Below are 17,579 nucleotides of genomic sequence, written 5' to 3' on the forward strand. Positions count from 1 at the left end.
CGGCGATGCTGCTGAAGAAAAAACAACCGAAGCACCGCCACCACCACCTCCGCCGCCCGATGAAACCGACGCAGTTGATGTGGAGCTGTTGTCTGTTGTGGGTGCCGTGGTACCGCCTGAACTGGCGCTGGCCAGCGAGCTGGGAGAACTTCCATCGTCACCGCTGGCCACCACACGGATCGCGGTGAAACTGCTGTGGTTTTCCCCGACCGAATCAGTCACGGTGAGCTGAAACACCAAATCCGAGGTGGCTGTTGCCGCTGGTAAATCAACATCGGCCGTGTTGCGGGTACCGGTCATGACCTGCTCGCCCGACACTTGGGTCCATTCATACGAGGCAACGGTTCGCCCCAAGGGCACTGAGCTTGCAGAACCGCGCAAACGAACCGGATTCAAACCCGAGGCACTTTCCTGATAACCACTGGTGCCCAAACCATTTGCCGACACCGAGGCATTGGCCACAGGGCGACTGGCCCTGGCTGCAGACACAGCCGCAAAAGCATCCAGCATGCCGGCACCGCACACCGCCGTGGTGCAGTTGCATGTGCCGGAACCCTGATTCGCCGTGCATGTGCTGGTTCTGGGGCTTAAAAAATTCGCTGTGTTGCCCAGAATCTGGCTGCGTAACTGGGCTGGCGTCAACGCTGGGTTGATCGAACGCATCAAACCCGCAGTGGCCGCCACCAAAGGCGCAGCAAATGAAGTACCTGTTTTGCTGGCCAAACTTGCGGAGCCTGGCGTGGTCGAGCCAGAATTGCTTAACCCCACCAAGCCGTTACTGAAACCGCCGGGGGCCATCAGGCTGACACCATTGCCAATGGCGCTGTAGCTGGCGCGGCTGCCATCACGATCCAGTGCGCCTACCGACAGCACATTGCTGCAATTGGCTGGCGAATCGACCGAACCGCCACTGTTGCCTGCTGCTGCAACAACGACCACACCCGCCGCGTTTACACGATCCACCACGGTTTGCTCAAAAGTGCTGCAAGCGGTTGAACTGCCCAAACTGAGGTTGATCACGTCGGCAGGGGTTGGGTTGCCTGGGATACCCGGCACGTCCAGCCCCGCAGACCACAACATGGCGTCCAACACATCGGACAACAAACCACCGCATTTGCCCAACACCCGCACAGGAAGCACTTTCACGTTCCAGTCAGCGCCCGCCACATCCGAATCGCTGTGCGTGTTCGCTGCAATTTGACCCGCGACAAATGTGCCGTGCCAGCTCGAATTTTTAACGCTACAGCCCGTGAAAGCCGAAGTTTGGGAATCTTCCGTGCTGATCCAGTTGCCGGGGTCTGCCGCATTGGCGTCGCGCCCGTTTCCATCGTTGGCTGTTGGCACATCGGAAATAAAGTCGTAGCCACTCAAAAGGCGGCCCATCAGGTCAGGTGTTTCAAACACAACACCGGTGTCCAGCACAGCCACCACCACATCGGCACCGCCACGAATCACGTCCCATGCCTGATCAAATTTGGCACCCGCAGTGTTCAACGTAGACCGCAAGGCCCATTGGTTTGAAAAGTTGGGGTCGTTGGGGGTCGCAAAAGCGCGCACCGGGCGGTCTTCAATAGCAAATTCAACTTCCGGGTCGCTGGTCAAGCGATTCAACATCGCTTGCTGGTCCGTGTTGCGCACACTACCGCCCCAACGCATCACGTGTGTTCCCACAGAGCCTGCCCGAAGCCAAACGGCATCCACATTGTTGCGGCTCATGACATCGGCCAGAAACTCGCCTTCTTTCTCAAGACGACGCAAAGTGGGTGCACTGCCAAGTTCCACCGAGTTTTTCAGTTTGACGATAAATTGCCCGCCGCCGCTTTGGGCATGGACCGGCGCCACCAAAAGGATCCACAGTATCAGCAACACGCTGGTTACCAAAATTCGCAAGGGGCTTAATTTTTGCTTTTTGGGACGGAAAGTCAACATGGCAGCACTCGCTTATCTCAATGCATTGAGGTTACCGAGCAAGCTGCACAATCAATTTGATGAATAGAAAGCAGAACGGAGTCTACTTCTCATGCGCGCTGTACGATAACCGTAAGTTCATGCTTAACGGCATGAGACAAGGCTTTGCGCATGACCAATATAGGTAGGGGGACCCACAAAAGGGGGTGGTTTTTCAAGGAAAATACGGGCAAAAAAAAACCGGGCATGAACCCGGTTTTCTTCACATCAAAACACGCTTGAAATTACTTGGCGGTCATCAGGGCAACGGTGGTGTCCAACATGCGGTTGGAGAAGCCCCATTCGTTGTCATACCAGCTGGACACCTTGACCAGCTTGCCACTGACCTTGGTCAGCGTTGCGTCAAACGAGCTGGATGCAGGGTTGTGGTTGAAATCGATGGATACCAGCGGTGCCTCGTTGTACTCCAACACACCCTTCAACGGGCCTTCGGCGGCCGCTTTCAGAATGCTGTTGACTTCTTCAACGGTGGTGTCGCGCTTGGCGATGAACGACAAATCCACCATCGACACGTTGATGGTTGGCACACGCACAGCGTAACCATCCAGCTTGCCATTCAATTCTGGCAACACCAAGCCCACAGCTGCGGCCGCGCCGGTTTTGGTGGGGATCATGCTCATGGTGGCGGAACGCGCGCGGCGCAGGTCTTCATGGTACACATCGGTCAACACTTGGTCGTTGGTGTAAGCGTGAATGGTGGTCATGAGCCCGGTTTCCAGACCAATTGCATCGTTCAAAGGCTTGACCAGCGGGGCCAGGCAGTTGGTGGTGCAAGACGCGTTGGAAATCACGGTGTCGGTGCTTTTCAACACGGTGTGGTTCACGCCGTACACAACCGTGGCATCCACGTCTTTGCCGCCAGGGGCAGAAATGATTACTTTCTTGGCACCGCCCCTCAGGTGGGCAGACGCCTTTTCCTTGGTGGTGAAAAAGCCTGTGCATTCCATCACCACGTCCACACCCAGCTCGCCCCAAGGCAGTTCAGCAGGGTTGCGGTTGGCCAGCACCTTGATTTTGTCGCCATTGACAACCATGTAGTCGCCATCTACGCTCACGGTGCCGGGGAAACGGCCGTGGGCGGTGTCGTACTGGGTCAGGTGGGCGTTGGTCTTGGGGTCGCCAAGGTCATTAATCGCCACGATTTGAATGTCGTGTTTCTTGCCACCTTCATAGTGGGCACGCAGTACATTTCGGCCGATGCGGCCATAGCCGTTAATCGCTACGCGAATGGTCATGACAAATCTCCTTGAAAGTAAATCAATTATCGTGTTTCTTAAGCCGTGACCAAGGCCAGTGCGGCTTCAGTAAATTTCTCGATGGTCAGTCCAAAATGCTTGAACAAGGCACCTGCCGGGGCAGATTCACCAAAAGTGCTCATGCCCACCACCGTGCCTTTCACACCTGCCTGCGCAATATACTTGTACCAGCCGTCGGTCATGCCGGCTTCAATTACCGCAATGGGCGCATTGCCCAACACGCCAGCCCGGTACTCGACCGTTTGGCGATCGAATACGTTTGTAGACGGCATGGACACCACACGGGCCACGATGCCTTTTCCAGACAGGGCTTTCTGTGTGTTCATCGCAATTTCAATTTCAGAACCGGTGGCAATCAGGGTGACCTGCGCCTTGTCTGCTTCAAGCAAAACATAACCGCCTTTGGCAATTGAGTTCAACACCGCCTCTGAACGATCCAGGAATGGCAGGTTCTGGCGGCTGAACAACAGCGCACTGGGGCCGTCTTTGCGCTGCACAGCCGAATTCCAGGCGGCCATGGATTCAACAGAATCCGCGGGGCGCCACACGTCCATGTTTGGCAGCAAGCGCAAGGTAGCTGCGTGCTCAACTGGCTGGTGGGTTGGGCCATCTTCACCCAGGCCGATTGAATCGTGGGTGAACACAAAAATATTGCGCTTTTTCATCAGTGCAGCCATGCGCAAGGCATTGCGGCTGTAGTCAGAAAATGTCAGGAACGTAGCGCCAAATGGAATATAACCACCGTGCAGTGCCACACCGTTCAAAGCAGCGCTCATGCCAAATTCACGCACGCCCCAGTTGATGTGGTTGCCCGCGGTGAAACCTTCCTTGTTTCGGCGTACGGCCACGCACTTGGGCCAGTTGGTGAGGTTTGAGCCTGTCAGGTCGGCAGAACCGCCCAGCAATTCAGGCAGTTCGGCTGCCAACAAGGTAATGGCATTCTGGCTGGCCTTGCGGGTGGCAATGGTTTCGCCCTTGGCAGCCACTTCAGCCAGCAAACGCGCCGCAGTTTGCTCAAAACGGGCAGGCAGGTCGCCCGCCATGCGGCGCTTGAATTCAGCCGCTTTGGCCGGGAATTTCGCACTGTAGGCATCAAACAGTTTGTCCCAGGCCGACTGGCGGGCAGCGCCTTCAACCTGCGCGTCCCAAGCGTTGTACACCTCGGCAGGGATTTCAAACGGTGCATGTTCCCAGCCAATGGCAGCGCGGGTGGCGGCAATTTCAACATCGCCCAGCGGGGCACCATGTACTTTGTCAGTACCTGCCAAATTGGGAGAACCCTCACCAATATTGGTTTTGCAGCAAATCAGGGTGGGGCCTTTGTCCAGCGCAGCGTTTTGCTTGGCCTGGGTAATTGCAGCATCCACAGCGTCTACATCGTGACCATTCACGTTGGGGATCACATTCCAGCCGTAGGCTTCGAAACGCTTGGGGGTGTTGTCAGCAAACCAGTGTTCCACTTCACCGTCAATGGAAATGCCATTGTCGTCGTACATCACGATCAGCTTGGACAAGCCCAAGGTGCCCGCCAGCGAACACGCCTCGTGGGAAATGCCTTCCATCAGGCAGCCGTCACCCAAAAACACATAGGTGTTGTGGTCAACAACAGGAAAACCGGCTTCATTGAATTCAGCGGCCAGCAGTTTTTCAGCCAGGGCAAAACCCACGGCATTGGCGATACCCTGCCCCAAAGGGCCTGTGGTGGTTTCAATACCGGGGGTAATGTCCACTTCGGGGTGGCCCGGTGTTTTAGAATGCAACTGGCGGAAATTCTTCAGTTCCTCGATCGGCAGGTCATAACCGGTCAGGTGCAGCAGCGCATACAGCAGCATGGAGCCATGGCCGTTGGACAACACGAAGCGGTCGCGATCCGCCCAAAGCGGGTTCTGCGGATTGTGCTTCAGGTGGCGGGCCCACAGGGCAACAGCGATCTCGGCCATGCCCATGGGCATGCCGGGGTGACCGGACTTGGCGGCTTGAACTGCATCCATGGCGAGCGCGCGAATCGCGTTGGCCATGTTCTTTGACGAAGAGGACATAGGTATGGGGATTGAGGGTTATGCCTGTGGCAAAGTTGGAAAAACATGAATTTTATCAAAGCTATCCGAAGAAAGTGTCACCTCGCGGACAAACCACTGAATAAAGACAGGCAAACATGAAACAAGACAAAGGCAAGCGCTTACCCCGCTTCCTGCTAGAACACTGCAACAGCGTGGGCCAAGTGCTTGATCTGTCGGACGACTTGATGCATTACGCTTCCCGGGTTTTGCGCTTGCGAGAGGGCGAATCATTGCGGGTCTGGAACGGTCGCGGTTGTGAATACCAGGCCACAGTGCAATATGTGTCCAAAAAACTGGCGCAAGTGCATATTCTTGAGCAACTGACGGTTCTGGACACCGAATTGAACAGACCCTTACACGTACTTCAGGCCTTGCCGGAAGGCGACAAAATGGACTGGATACTTGAAAAATGCACGGAATTGGGCGTTGTCGGCTTTCACCCCGTTCAGGCCCGCCGCAGCGTGGTTAAACTGGAAGGGGAGCGTGCCAGCAAGCGGCAAACCCATTGGGAACGTGTGGTGCTGTCGGCCAGTTTGCAAAGTGAACGCGGCCGCCTGCCCAAGGTTGAACCCGTGAAAACACTTCAAGATGCGCTGGAACACGTGTCGAAAACCTGGCCCAATGCGCAGGTGCTGTGGTTTACCCCGCAGGCCGGGGAATCACTGAGAAACTGGACACCCTGTGCAAAACCCGGGGAACCATTGATCATTTGTGTGGGCCCGGAAGGCGGCTGGTCACCCGAGGAAACCGACACGGCAACGCAACTTGGCGCCCTGCCCCTGAGTTTTTCGAGACGCGTGTTGCGAACCGAAACATTCGCAGTGGCCTGCACAGCACAGCTGACAGCCCTGCTAAACCTTGAAGCAAACTAACAACAAGAGAGACGGACATGAGCAGTACCTTTCAATTCAAAAATCCAAGCCTGTTGCAAACCAATCCTTTTGTGTACGGCAGCTTCCATGAATGCGAAAAAGATTTCCCTGTGGACAACCCGGCCACCGGCGAAACCATTGCCCAGGTTGGCAACACCTCCATCGCACTGGCGCACGACGCCATTTTGTGCGCTGAAAAGGCTTTGGTGAGCTGGCGCAACACCACCGCCAAAAGCCGCGCGCAAATGCTGCGCAAGTGGTTTGATTTGATCATAGACAACGCCGACGACCTGGCATTTTTGATGACCCTGGAACAAGGCAAACCGCTGGCCGAGGCCAAAGGCGAAGTGGTGTACGGCGCAAGCTTCGTGGAATGGTTTGCCGAACAGGCCAAACGAATTGAAGGCAGCGTGCTGGAATCGCCTCAACTGGGCCGGGAATTGCTGGTGTTGAAACAAGCCATCGGTGTGTGTGCAGCCATTACGCCGTGGAATTTCCCCATTGCCATGATTACCCGCAAGGTAGCCCCGGCACTGGCTGCAGGCTGTACCGTGGTCATCAAGCCCGCGGAACAAACACCGTTAAGCGCACTGGCCCTGGCTGAACTGGCCCGGCAAGCAGGCTTCCCGGCAGGCGTGTTGAACGTGATCACCGGCGACGCGGAACGCTCGATTGAAATTGGCAAAGTGTTGTGCGAAAGCGAGGTGGTTCGCAAACTGACATTCACCGGCAGCACCGAGGTGGGCCGAATCCTGATGCAGCAATGCGCCCCCACCATCAAAAAACTGAGCCTTGAACTGGGTGGCCATGCACCTTTCATTGTGTTTGAAGACGCCGACCTGGACAAAGCCGTGGATGGCTTGATTGCATCGAAATTCCGCAACGCTGGTCAAACGTGCGTGTGCACCAACCGCATTTATGTGCAGCGCAGCGTGCAGCAGGCCTTTGCGGAAAAACTGCAAGCCAAAGTGGCCAAACTGGAGGTGGGCGACGGCATCAAGACCAAAGCCAGCATCGGCCCCATGATTGACGACCAGGCCATTGCCAAGGTTCAAAAACATGTGGACGACGCACTGGAAAAAGGCGCAAAACTGCTGCACGGCGGCAAGCCCCACGCCCTGGGTGGCCGCTTTTTCGAACCGACCCTGATCGACAACGCAGACCACCGCATGCTGGTGGCCCAAGAGGAAACCTTTGGCCCGCTGGCCGCCATTTTCCCCTTCGACACCGAAGAACAGGCTATCAATTACGCCAACAACACACCCTACGGGCTTGCAGCGTACTTCTACACCGAAAATTCTGCACGTACTTTCCGCGTGGGCCGTGCGCTGGAATACGGCATGGTGGGCATCAATGTGGGCGTGTTTTCCAACGAAGTGGGGCCTTTTGGTGGCGTGAAGCAGTCGGGGCTGGGGCGCGAAGGCTCGGTGTGGGGTATCGAAGAGTTCCTGGAAATGAAGTACCTGTGCATTGGCACGCTTTAAGTTCGAAAGCCCCGGCAACCATTACAATACTGGGCAATCGACTTACAAAAAATTGAATCACGAAGGACACCGGCGCACATGCACAAGAAACCGCTGACGTTTCAACAGGCCATTTTGACCCTGCAAAACTATTGGGACCACCAAGGTTGCGCCCTGCTGCAACCTTTCGACATGGAAGTGGGCGCGGGCACCAGCCACACCGCCACCTTTCTGCGCGCCCTGGGTCCTGAACCCTGGAATGCAGCGTATGTGCAGCCCTCGCGCCGCCCAAAAGACGGCCGCTACGGCGAAAACCCCAACCGCATGCAGCACTACTACCAGTTTCAGGTGGTGCTGAAACCATCGCCAGAAAACATCATCGACCTGTACCTGGGCAGCCTTGAAGCACTTGGCATCGACACCCAACAAAACGACATTCGTTTTGTGGAAGACAACTGGGAAAACCCAACGCTGGGCGCTTGGGGCCTGGGCTGGGAAGTGTGGTTGAACGGCATGGAAGTGACCCAGTTCACCTATTTCCAGCAAGTGGGCGGGCTTGATTGCGCTCCTATTTTGGGCGAGATCACCTACGGCATTGAACGCCTGACCATGTACCTGCAAGGCAAGGAAAATGTGTACGACCTGGTGTGGACCGAGCGCGAAGAAAAAGGCGTGAAAAAAGTGTTGACCTATGGCGATGTGTTTCACCAAAACGAAGTGGAACAATCCACTTACAACTTCGAGCACAGCAATGCCGACATGTTGTTTCGCCACTTTGGCGAATACGAAGCAGAAGCCAAGCATTTGATTGAAGTGGGCTTGGCCCTGCCCGCCTACGAAATGATTTTGAAAGCCGCACACACCTTCAACCTGCTGGACGCACGCGGTGCCATTTCGGTAACCGAGCGCGCAGCCTACATTGGTCGAATCCGCAATTTGTCGCGCGCCGTGGCGCAAGCTTATTTCGATTCCCGCGAAAAGCTGGGCTTCCCTATGTGCGGTACCCCCAATACACAAGCTGCCTAAAACACATGAGACCCATGAATTCAACACTACTGGTTGAGCTGTTTACCGAAGAGCTCCCACCCAAGGCACTGCAAACACTGGGCAACGCTTTTGCCGAACTATTGAGCAAAACCCTGCGCGATGAAGGCCATTTGGCAGACAACAGCGTGGTGGAAAATTTTGCAAGCCCACGCCGTTTGGCTTGTCGCATCACCAATGTGGCAGCCATCAGCCCCGAGAAAAAAATTCAGGAACGTTTGCTGCCAGCCAAAATTGGTCTGGATGCCAACGGCCAACCCACCCCACCCCTGCAGAAAAAACTTGATTCCCTGGGGCTAGGCACAATTGGCGTGGATCAACTTGAAACCATCAACGACGGCAAACAGGATGTGTTGCACATTTCGCGCATCCAAGCTGGCAAAGCGCTTGAAGAGTCGCTGAACAAAGCACTGGATGCAGCCACCACCAAGCTGCCCATTCCGAAAGTAATGAGCTACCAGCGCCCCAATGGCAGCACCGTGCACTTTGTGAGGCCCGCCCACCGTTTGATCTGCCTGCACGGCGACAAAGTAGTGCCCGCTCAAGTATTGGGCCTGGAAAGCGACCGCATTACACTGGGCCACCGCTTTTTAAGTACCGGCGTGGTGAATATTGCCAGTGCTGACAGCTACGAACAACAAATTGAAACAGAAGGCAAAGTGATTGCCAGCTTCACCAAGCGCAAGGCCGCCATTGTGAAAGCCTTGGCCGACCAGGCCGCTGGCGACAAAGTGGTGCAACCCGACGACCTGATCAATGAAGTGTGCGCACTGGTTGAATGGCCCGTGGTGTATGAAGCCGGTTTCGAAAAAGAATTTCTGGAAGTGCCGCAGGAATGCTTGATTTTAACCATGCAGGCAAACCAGAAGTATTTTGCGATTACCGACCAGAAAGGCAAGATGAAAAACCGCTTCTTGCTGGTTTCAAACCTGCTGACACACACACCCGAACTGATCACCACCGGCAATGAACGCGTGTTGCGCGCCCGTTTGGCCGATGCGAAGTTCTTCTTCGACCAAGACCGCAAAAAAACACTGGAAAGCCGCCTGCCCGGCCTGGCCAATGTGGTGTACCACAACAAGCTGGGCACCCAGAAAGACCGCAATGGCCGCTTGGTGGAATTGGCAGCCGCTCTGGCTAGCGTGTGCGGCGCCGATGCGGACATGGCCAAGCGCGCAGCCCTGCTGTGCAAGGCTGATTTGCTCACCGACATGGTCGGCGAATTCCCCGAACTGCAAGGCAATATGGGTGAACATTACGCCCGCCATGATGGCGAACAAGCTGATGTAGCCCAAGCCATTGCCGACCACTACAGTCCCCGATTTGCAGGCGACCAACTTCCCCGCAACCCCGTGGGTGTGGCCGCCGCGCTGGCCGACAAACTGGAAACACTGGTGGGCATATACGGCATTGGCCTGATCCCGACTGGCGACAAAGACCCCTTCGCCCTGCGCCGCCATGCACTGGGCGTGATCCGCATGGTGATTGAGAAAAACCTGAATCTTGATTTGAAACGCATGCTGACAGCAGCAAGCCAGTTGTTCAGCAATTACCCCGATTTCAAAATTGATCTGGGCGGTCTGGAAAAGTTTATTCAAGACCGCCTGCGCGGTTACCTGAAAGACCAGGGTTATTCCACAGCCGAAGTTGAATCAGTTCTCAGCCAAAACCCAAGCCAGTTTGCAGACCTGCCCAAGCGTCTTGAAGCCGTGCGAGCATTCTCGCAATTGCCGGAATCGCAAGCTTTGGCTGCCGCTAACAAACGCATCACCAATATTCTGAAGAAAACCGACGTGTGTTCTTCTGAAATAGACACAAGCCTGCTGCAAGTGGATGCCGAAAAGGCCCTGGCTGCGCAAGTGAAAGAAGTGGAACCACTGGCAACAAAAGCTTTTGAGCAAGGGGACTATCAACAGGCCTTGCTGGCGCTTGCACCCCTGAAAGCCAATGTAGACGCGTTTTTCGAAAACGTCATGGTGATGGACAACAATGAAGCCCTGAAAAACAACCGCCTGGCTTTGTTGAAACACATGCATGGTTTGATGAACCGCGTGGCCGACATTTCACAACTGGCCGCTTAAGCCTGACTACTTCGCAAGGATAGCCCATGAAACTCATCGTGCTGGATCGTGATGGTGTCATCAACGAGGATTCGGATGAATACATCAAATCGGTCGATGAATGGATTCCCATTGCAGGCAGCATGGAAGCCATTGCACGCCTGAACCGCGGAGGTTATCGCGTTGTGGTGGCAACTAACCAAAGTGGCATTTCCAGGGGTCTGTTCGACCTGGAAACACTGTCATCCATGCACAAGAAAATGCATGAACTGGCTGGCGTGGTAGGCGCACACATTGAAGGCATTTTCTTCTGCCCACACGGCCCCGATGACAAATGCAATTGCCGCAAACCCAAATCAGGCCTGTTTCAGGAAATCCAGGCCAGAACCGGTTTTGATCTGGGCGGCGTACCCTGCGTGGGCGATTCACTGCGTGATTTGCAAGCCGGCGCCAGCATGGGGTGCACACCCTTGTTGGTAAAAACCGGCAAAGGCAAAAAAACGCTTGAGAAAGGCAAAGACGAATTGCCCAAAGGCACCTTGGTGTTCGACAATTTAATGGCAGTGGCCGAACACCTGGTGCCAGACGACCCCTTTGCAAACAATCGATAAAGATTAAAACTATCGGAGGCCTGTGGTGAGATCCTTTGTTGGCTCAATCCTGTTTTTCGTTTACGTCGTGGTCTATACCCCGATTCATGCCAGCGCCCTGTTGTTGGCATCGCCCTTTATTTCCATCCGCAATCGTTACGTAGTCGCCTGCTGGTGGAATGCACTCAACATCCACATGCTGAAGTGGCTTTGCGGAATCAAGTTCCGCGTAGAGGGCATGGAAAACCTGCCCAACACCGGCGCAATCATTCTGGCCAAACACCAGTCAGCCTGGGAAACTTTCGGCATTCCAGCCAACCTGCTTCCCCGCCAACTGTGCCTTGTGTTCAAAAAAGAACTGCAGTACGTGCCTTTTTTTGGCTGGTGTCTTTGGGTATTGCGCATGGTACCCATTGACCGAAAAAATGGCGTAGAAGCCTTTGAGCAGGTTAAAACCATGGCAGGCAAGCGCATGAAAGAAGGCGCCTGGATGATGTTTTTCCCCGAAGGAACACGTGTGCCGGTGGGCTACAAACGCCGCTACAAAACAGGCGGCACCCGTTTGGCCGTTGCAACCGGCACGCCCGTGGTGCCCGTGGCACACAACGCAGGTGAATACTGGAAGCGCAAAGGTTTTTTCAAAAAAGCCGGCACAGTGACCTTGCGCTTTGGCCCGCCCATTTCACCAGAAGGGCATGACGCCCAAAGCCTGATGAATGTGGTCGAAGAATGGATTGAATACGAAATGCACAAAATCAGCCCACACCGCTACACCAGCAGCGAAACCCCCTTTGTGGGCAAAGGCGAGAAGTGACACATGCGTTCAGCAGCACAAACCCCCAATGAAGTTCGCAGCATTGAACTGCCTTGGGGCGTGTGTAACTACGTATTGAAGCGCAGCAAACGCAGATCGGTGGGGTTTTTGATTGGTGACGAGGGCCTGCAAATTTCAGCGCCGCTTCGCCTGTCAATCACTGAACTTCACAGCATTATTGAATCCAAATCGGGCTGGATCGAAAAACGGCTTGAACAATGGCAAGTTCGCAGCAAACAAACCACCCGGCTTGAACAATTGCTCGATGAAGGCAAACCGATCCCCGTGCGTGGCGAACCCTATCAACTTGAAGCACTGCCTGCGTGCAGCAAAGCCCTGCTCAACCCGTGGACCAAAAGCATTGCCCTGCCGGCCTGCGAAAACAGCTTACAACGCAACAAGGCAGTTGAGAAATTGCTGAAAGCTCATGCCAAAGACGTGTTTACCCACATGGCCGCCAAGCTGGTGCAACGGCAGGCAGACAGGCAACAATTGCCGAATTTTTCAATCCATCTGTCCAGCCCCGGCTCACGCTGGGGTAGTTGCAACAGCAAGCGGGAAGTACGCTTAAACTGGCGCCTGGTGCACTACCCACCGCAGTTGATTGAATATGTGATTGCACATGAACTGGCCCATCTGGTAGAAATGAATCACAGTGCGCGTTTTTGGACAGTGGTGGAAAGCCTGATGCCCAACTACAAAGAACCACACAAAACACTTGCAAAAATGAACCCCTCTGAGGTGCCCGTATTATGAGAATTCTTCACACCATGCTGCGCGTGGGCGACCTGCAACGATCGATTGATTTTTACACCCAAGTCATGGGCATGAGAGTGATTCGCACAACCGAACGTGCCGACCAAGGTTACTCCCTTGCCTTCGTAGGCTATGGCACCGAACAGGACGGCGCCGTACTTGAATTAACCCACAACCATGGCGTAGGCAGCTACGAACTGGGTAGCGCCTACGGACATATTGCGATCGCAGTCGACGATGCTTACGCACAATGCGAACGTATTACCCTGGCCGGTGGAAAAGTAAGCCGTCCGGCTGGCCCGGTGAAAGGTGGCAGCACGGTAATCGCCTTCGTGGAGGATCCCGATGGCTATAAAATCGAGCTGATCCAGACAAGGCGTTAACCCGAAAAGGCCCCCGGCCCCCTAGGGCAGGCAAGGCCTTGCGGCCCACTTTGACAAACAGAAGTCAAGTAAAAAATTTCCATTTTTTTCCCGAATTAGGGTCGAATAAAATTGCCCTGAACGTTACAATGGGCTGCTCGAAATTTGCTTAAATTTTGTGCAACGTGCGCATCGCCCATTTAACACTTCCAAATAATCTGTTCCTGGCCCCCATGGCAGGCGTAACAGATCGCCCCTTTCGCCAGTTGTGCAAAAAACTGGGCGCGGGCCATGCTGTGTCGGAAATGGCAGCGAGCAACCCCGCACTGTGGAAAACAGACAAAAGCACACGCCGCCTGAACCACTACGGCGAAACCAAACCAATCGCAGTACAAATTGCAGGGGCCGACCCCGGAATGATGGCGCACGCCGCAGCCTACAACATCGAGCGCGGCGCACAAATCATCGACATCAACATGGGTTGCCCGGCCAAGAAAGTGTGTGCAGTGGCCGCAGGTTCCGCCCTGCTTCAAAACGAAGGCCTGGTTGAAAACATTCTGAAAGCCGTGCATGCCGAATGCGAAAAACGCGGCGTACCGCTTACCTTGAAATACCGCACGGGTTGGTCGCCAGAACATAAAAACGCAATCCACATTGCGCAATTGGCGCAATCCATTGGTGTGTCACTGCTCACCCTGCACGGGCGTACACGCGCCTGTGGTTACACAGGCAACGCAGAATACGACACCATTCGGGCCGTGAAAAAATCGGTCAGTATTCCGGTGATCGCCAACGGCGACATCACCACCCCCGAGAAAGCGAAGTTTGTGCTGGATTACACCGGCGCAGACGGCCTGATGATAGGCCGGGCCGCGCAAGGCAATCCATGGATATTCAGGGAAGTGTTGCATTACCTGAAAACGGGTGAACACCTTGAACCTGCCACACTGGAAGAGGCGCATGAAGTCATGATGCACCACCTGCGTGATCACCATGAATTTTATGGCGAGAAAACGGGCCTGCTCACCGCCAGAAAGCATTTGCAATGGTATCTTTGCGGCCCAGCCGGAAAAAACAACACCGTGATTGATCAACTGATGTTGGCGCAAACCACTTGCGAACAATTGCGCATTGTTGACAAATTTTTTCTGACCTGGAAATCAAGCGGCCACATTTACTTCGCCGCCGCAAACGATTCACTCCAACCAACACAAAAAAGAAGATTGGCAGCATGAAACCCAATGACAGTGATCTCGCCCCCGTCACCATATCCGAGTGCATACGAAGCAACCTCGACAAGTTCTTTGACGACCTTGAAGGAGAATGTGCCAAATCGGTTTACGACATGGTGCTGTCCGCAGTCGAACGACCCATGCTCGAAGTGGTCATGGAAAAAGCCAATATGAACCAAACAATCGCAAGCCAAATGCTGGGCATTAACCGCAACACATTGCGCAAAAAGTTGCAGCAGCACGGCCTCATCTGATTTTTATTTTCACAACAAAGCCATGACATCGAACCCAACAATCAAACGTGCGCTGCTCAGCGTGTCCGACAAAACCGGCATTCTTGAATTGGCCAAAGCACTGGCCGAGCGTGGGGTGGAAATTCTGTCCACTGGCGGCACTGCCAAGCTGCTGGCCGAGAAAGGCCTTGTCGTGAAAGAAGTGAGCAGCCACACCGGCTTCCCTGAAATCATGGATGGACGCGTAAAAACACTGCATCCGAAAATCCACGGCGGCATTCTGGCGCGCCGTGATTTGCAAAGCCACCTGGATGCAATGGAAGAACATGGCATTGGTGCAATCGATTTGGTGGCAGTGAACCTGTACCCCTTCGACAAGGCAACAGCCGGCAAGAACGTGAAACTGGAAGACGCGATTGAAAACATCGACATTGGCGGCCCCGCCATGGTGCGTGCTTCTGCGAAAAACTACACAGGCGTCACCATTCTTGTAGACCCCACTGATTACGAAAAAATAATCGATGAAATGAAAGACAACGATGGCGCCACCACGTTGAAAACCCGCAGCAGCCTGGCTGCGAAAGCCTATGCACACACAGCACGCTATGATGGTGCAATTGCAGCATTCCTGACCAGCCTCCAGGGCACCGATGGAGCCCTGGAAGACACCCCCGCTCGCATTGAATACCCGGAAGTGCTTTCCATGCAATTCCACAAGGTGCAAGACATGCGCTACGGCGAGAACCCGCATCAAAGCGCAGCGTTCTACCGTGAAGCCAAAGCACCTGTGGGCCTGTTGGCCAACTACCGCCAACTGCAGGGCAAGGAACTCAGCTTTAACAACATTGCCGATTCCGATGCAGCATGGGAATGCGTAAAAACATTTGATGCACCCGCCTGTGTCATCGTCAAGCATGCCAACCCCTGCGGCGTGGCTGTGGCCGAAGGCCCGCTGAATGCCTACAACAAGGCATTCAAAACAGACCCCACTTCCGCGTTCGGCGGCATCATCGCCTTTAACCGCACCGTGGATGAAGCCACCGCACAGGCAGTTGCAAAACAGTTTGTTGAAGTGGTCATCGCCCCTGCATTCGACGAAGCTGCGCGCGCCGTGTTCTTCGCAAAGCAAAACGTTCGCCTGCTGGAAATTCCGGTGGAAGCCGGCACACACAAGTTTGATTACAAACGCGTAGGCGGCGGCCTGCTGGTGCAAAGCCCCGATGAACGCAATGTGCAACAAAGCGAAATCAAGGTGGTCAGCAAGCGCCAGCCCACAGAACAGCAATGGGCTGATTTGATGTTTGCATGGCGCTGCGCCAAATTTGTAAAAAGCAATGCGATTGTGTTCTGCAAAGACGGCATGACCATGGGCGTGGGTGCGGGCCAAATGAGCCGCGTGGATTCCGCACGCATTGCATCCATCAAGGCACAAAACGCTGGCCTTACACTGGCTGACAGCGCGGTTGCATCCGATGCATTCTTCCCCTTCCGCGATGGTCTGGACGTGGTGGTCGATGCTGGCGCAAGCTGCGTAATTCAACCCGGCGGCTCCATGCGCGACGACGAAGTGGTTGCCGCCGCCAATGAGCGCGACATTGTCATGGTACTCACCGGTGTTCGCCATTTCCGCCACTAAGTACGTTCACTTGTGATGCGCATTCTTGGCATAGACCCAGGCCTGCGCATTACCGGCTATGGTGTGGTCGACATCATTGAAAGCCAGCAAATTTATGTGGCCAGTGGTGTAATCCGCTCCAATTCCGATGCGTCCCTGCCCGACCGTTTGCACACCCTGTTCTCAGGGCTTTGTGAACTGGCTGAATTATATAAACCCCAAGTGGCCGTGGTTGAAAAAGTGTTTGTCAACGTGAACCCGCAATCAACTTTGCTGTTGGGGCAAGCGCGCGGTGCCGTGCTGACGGCACTGACCCACAGCGGTGTGGCCGTGACCGAATACACCGCACTGCAAATAAAGCAAGCCATTGTGGGACACGGCAAAGCCAACAAAGAACAAGTGCAGGAAATGGTGAAGCGTTTGCTGAAACTGCCCGCCCACCCATCGGCCGATGCCGCCGATGCATTGGCTGCCGCCTTAACACACGCACAAAGCAGCAAATTGCTGGGCGCACTGGCTGCCAAAGACCTTCCCACCAGCATTTTCAAAACCCGCACCCGAAAGGGCCGCACCAGCTGGAAATGAATTCGCTTGGCGTATAATCAAAATCAGTTTACTGTAGTTATAAACAGTGTGGAGAAGCTGCAATGATTGGTCGCCTGAAAGGCACTTTGCTGGAGAAAAACGCCCCGTGGATTTTGCTCGATGTGCAAGGCGTGGGTTACGAATTGCAAGTGCCCATGAGCACACTGTTCAACCTGCCTGAAATCAACGCAAGTTGCACACTGCTGACACACCTTGTTGTTCGTGAAGACGCGCACACCTTGTATGGCTTTCAAAATGTTGCCGAAAAGAACCTGTTCAAAACATTGATTAAAGTGTCCGGTATTGGGCCGCGCACGGCGCTCGCGATTTTGTCATCCATTTCCACAAATGAATTTTTGCTCGCGGTACAAAGCCAGGAAACCGGCCGTCTGGTAAAAATTCCAGGCATCGGCAAGAAAACTGCCGAACGTTTGTTGCTGGAATTGAAAGGCCAAATTGTTGCGCTGGGCGGCACTGCCAATATTGTAGAAGGCATGCCACTGCCGGTGGGCAACCAAAGCGAAATTGTTCAAGCCCTGTGTGCCCTGGGTTATTCTGACAAAGAAGCGGCGCTGGCCTGCAAAGGTTTGCCGGAAGGCACCAGTGTCACCGACGGCCTGAAACTGGCCCTGCGTAATTTGTCGAAAGGCTAAAACAGAATTCCCACAA

At 54.6% G+C, this 17,579-nt stretch carries 16 protein-coding genes; 13 read left to right on the forward strand and 3 right to left on the reverse strand.

The annotated features are described in order from the left end of the window. The 3 genes from V7028_RS00005 to tkt all read right to left on the reverse strand — a co-directional run. Positions 1-1,929 (reverse strand): S8 family peptidase (locus V7028_RS00005; RefSeq protein WP_334118052.1); only part of this gene is annotated, 1,929 nt, incomplete at its 3' end. A 263-nt stretch (positions 1,930-2,192) separates the two neighbouring features. After that, a complete protein-coding gene (gene gap / locus V7028_RS00010; RefSeq protein WP_334118053.1) occupies positions 2,193-3,203 on the reverse strand; it encodes a type I glyceraldehyde-3-phosphate dehydrogenase in 1,011 nt (336 codons plus the stop codon). Between the two features lie 38 nt (positions 3,204-3,241). After that, complete coding sequence (gene tkt, locus V7028_RS00015) at positions 3,242-5,242, reverse strand: transketolase (protein WP_334118054.1); 2,001 nt, start codon at positions 5,240-5,242, stop codon at positions 3,242-3,244. A gap of 137 nt (positions 5,243-5,379) precedes the next feature. On the opposite strand from tkt, the gene V7028_RS00020 reads away from it, so the two are divergent. The 13 genes from V7028_RS00020 to ruvA all read left to right on the forward strand — a co-directional run bounded on the left by V7028_RS00020 (position 5,380) and on the right by ruvA (position 17,563). Further along, complete coding sequence (locus tag V7028_RS00020) at positions 5,380-6,156, forward strand: 16S rRNA (uracil(1498)-N(3))-methyltransferase (protein WP_334118055.1); 777 nt, start codon at positions 5,380-5,382, stop codon at positions 6,154-6,156. 17 nt (positions 6,157-6,173) lie between these two features. Continuing rightward, positions 6,174-7,640 (forward strand): NAD-dependent succinate-semialdehyde dehydrogenase, encoded by a 1,467-nt coding sequence (locus tag V7028_RS00025; RefSeq protein WP_334118056.1) that lies wholly within the window; start codon positions 6,174-6,176, stop codon positions 7,638-7,640. Positions 7,641-7,718: 78 nt separating this feature from the next. Beyond that, on the forward strand, positions 7,719-8,645 hold the full coding sequence (glyQ, locus tag V7028_RS00030; protein ID WP_334118057.1) for a glycine--tRNA ligase subunit alpha: 927 nt from the start codon (positions 7,719-7,721) through the stop codon (positions 8,643-8,645). 14 nt (positions 8,646-8,659) lie between these two features. Then, positions 8,660-10,744, forward strand: a complete 2,085-nt coding sequence (gene glyS / locus V7028_RS00035) for a glycine--tRNA ligase subunit beta (protein WP_334118058.1) — start codon at positions 8,660-8,662, stop codon at positions 10,742-10,744. Positions 10,745-10,770: 26 nt separating this feature from the next. Continuing rightward, positions 10,771-11,334, forward strand: a complete 564-nt coding sequence (gmhB, locus tag V7028_RS00040; RefSeq protein ID WP_334118059.1) for a D-glycero-beta-D-manno-heptose 1,7-bisphosphate 7-phosphatase — start codon at positions 10,771-10,773, stop codon at positions 11,332-11,334. 25 nt (positions 11,335-11,359) lie between these two features. Continuing rightward, positions 11,360-12,127 carry a lysophospholipid acyltransferase family protein gene (locus V7028_RS00045; protein ID WP_334118060.1) on the forward strand — a complete coding sequence of 256 codons (768 nt, stop codon included), beginning with the start codon at positions 11,360-11,362 and terminating at the stop codon, positions 12,125-12,127. Between the two features lie 3 nt (positions 12,128-12,130). After that, positions 12,131-12,883, forward strand: a complete 753-nt coding sequence (locus V7028_RS00050; protein ID WP_334118061.1) for a M48 family metallopeptidase — start codon at positions 12,131-12,133, stop codon at positions 12,881-12,883. Next, positions 12,880-13,266: a lactoylglutathione lyase gene (gene gloA / locus V7028_RS00055; RefSeq protein ID WP_334118062.1), complete on the forward strand. Its 387-nt coding sequence runs from the start codon at positions 12,880-12,882 to the stop codon at positions 13,264-13,266. Before V7028_RS00050 ends, gloA begins: the two co-directional genes overlap by 4 nt. A 164-nt stretch (positions 13,267-13,430) precedes the next feature. Then, complete coding sequence (dusB, locus tag V7028_RS00060) at positions 13,431-14,480, forward strand: tRNA dihydrouridine synthase DusB (RefSeq protein ID WP_334118063.1); 1,050 nt, start codon at positions 13,431-13,433, stop codon at positions 14,478-14,480. After that, positions 14,477-14,731, forward strand: coding sequence for a Fis family transcriptional regulator (locus V7028_RS00065; RefSeq protein WP_334118064.1), 255 nt, complete (start codon positions 14,477-14,479; stop codon positions 14,729-14,731). The genes dusB and V7028_RS00065 overlap by 4 nt, the downstream gene beginning before the upstream one ends. A gap of 22 nt (positions 14,732-14,753) precedes the next feature. Next, positions 14,754-16,346: a bifunctional phosphoribosylaminoimidazolecarboxamide formyltransferase/IMP cyclohydrolase gene (purH, locus tag V7028_RS00070; RefSeq protein WP_334118065.1), complete on the forward strand. Its 1,593-nt coding sequence runs from the start codon at positions 14,754-14,756 to the stop codon at positions 16,344-16,346. Between the two features lie 15 nt (positions 16,347-16,361). Next, positions 16,362-16,910 carry a crossover junction endodeoxyribonuclease RuvC gene (gene ruvC, locus V7028_RS00075; RefSeq protein WP_334118223.1) on the forward strand — a complete coding sequence of 183 codons (549 nt, stop codon included), beginning with the start codon at positions 16,362-16,364 and terminating at the stop codon, positions 16,908-16,910. A 62-nt stretch (positions 16,911-16,972) separates the two neighbouring features. After that, positions 16,973-17,563, forward strand: coding sequence for a Holliday junction branch migration protein RuvA (gene ruvA / locus V7028_RS00080; protein ID WP_334118066.1), 591 nt, complete (start codon positions 16,973-16,975; stop codon positions 17,561-17,563). Positions 17,564-17,579 lie beyond the last annotated feature (16 nt).

It is taken from the genome of Limnobacter sp., from assembly GCF_036846585.1.
Lineage (GTDB): Bacteria > Pseudomonadota > Gammaproteobacteria > Burkholderiales > Burkholderiaceae_B > Limnobacter.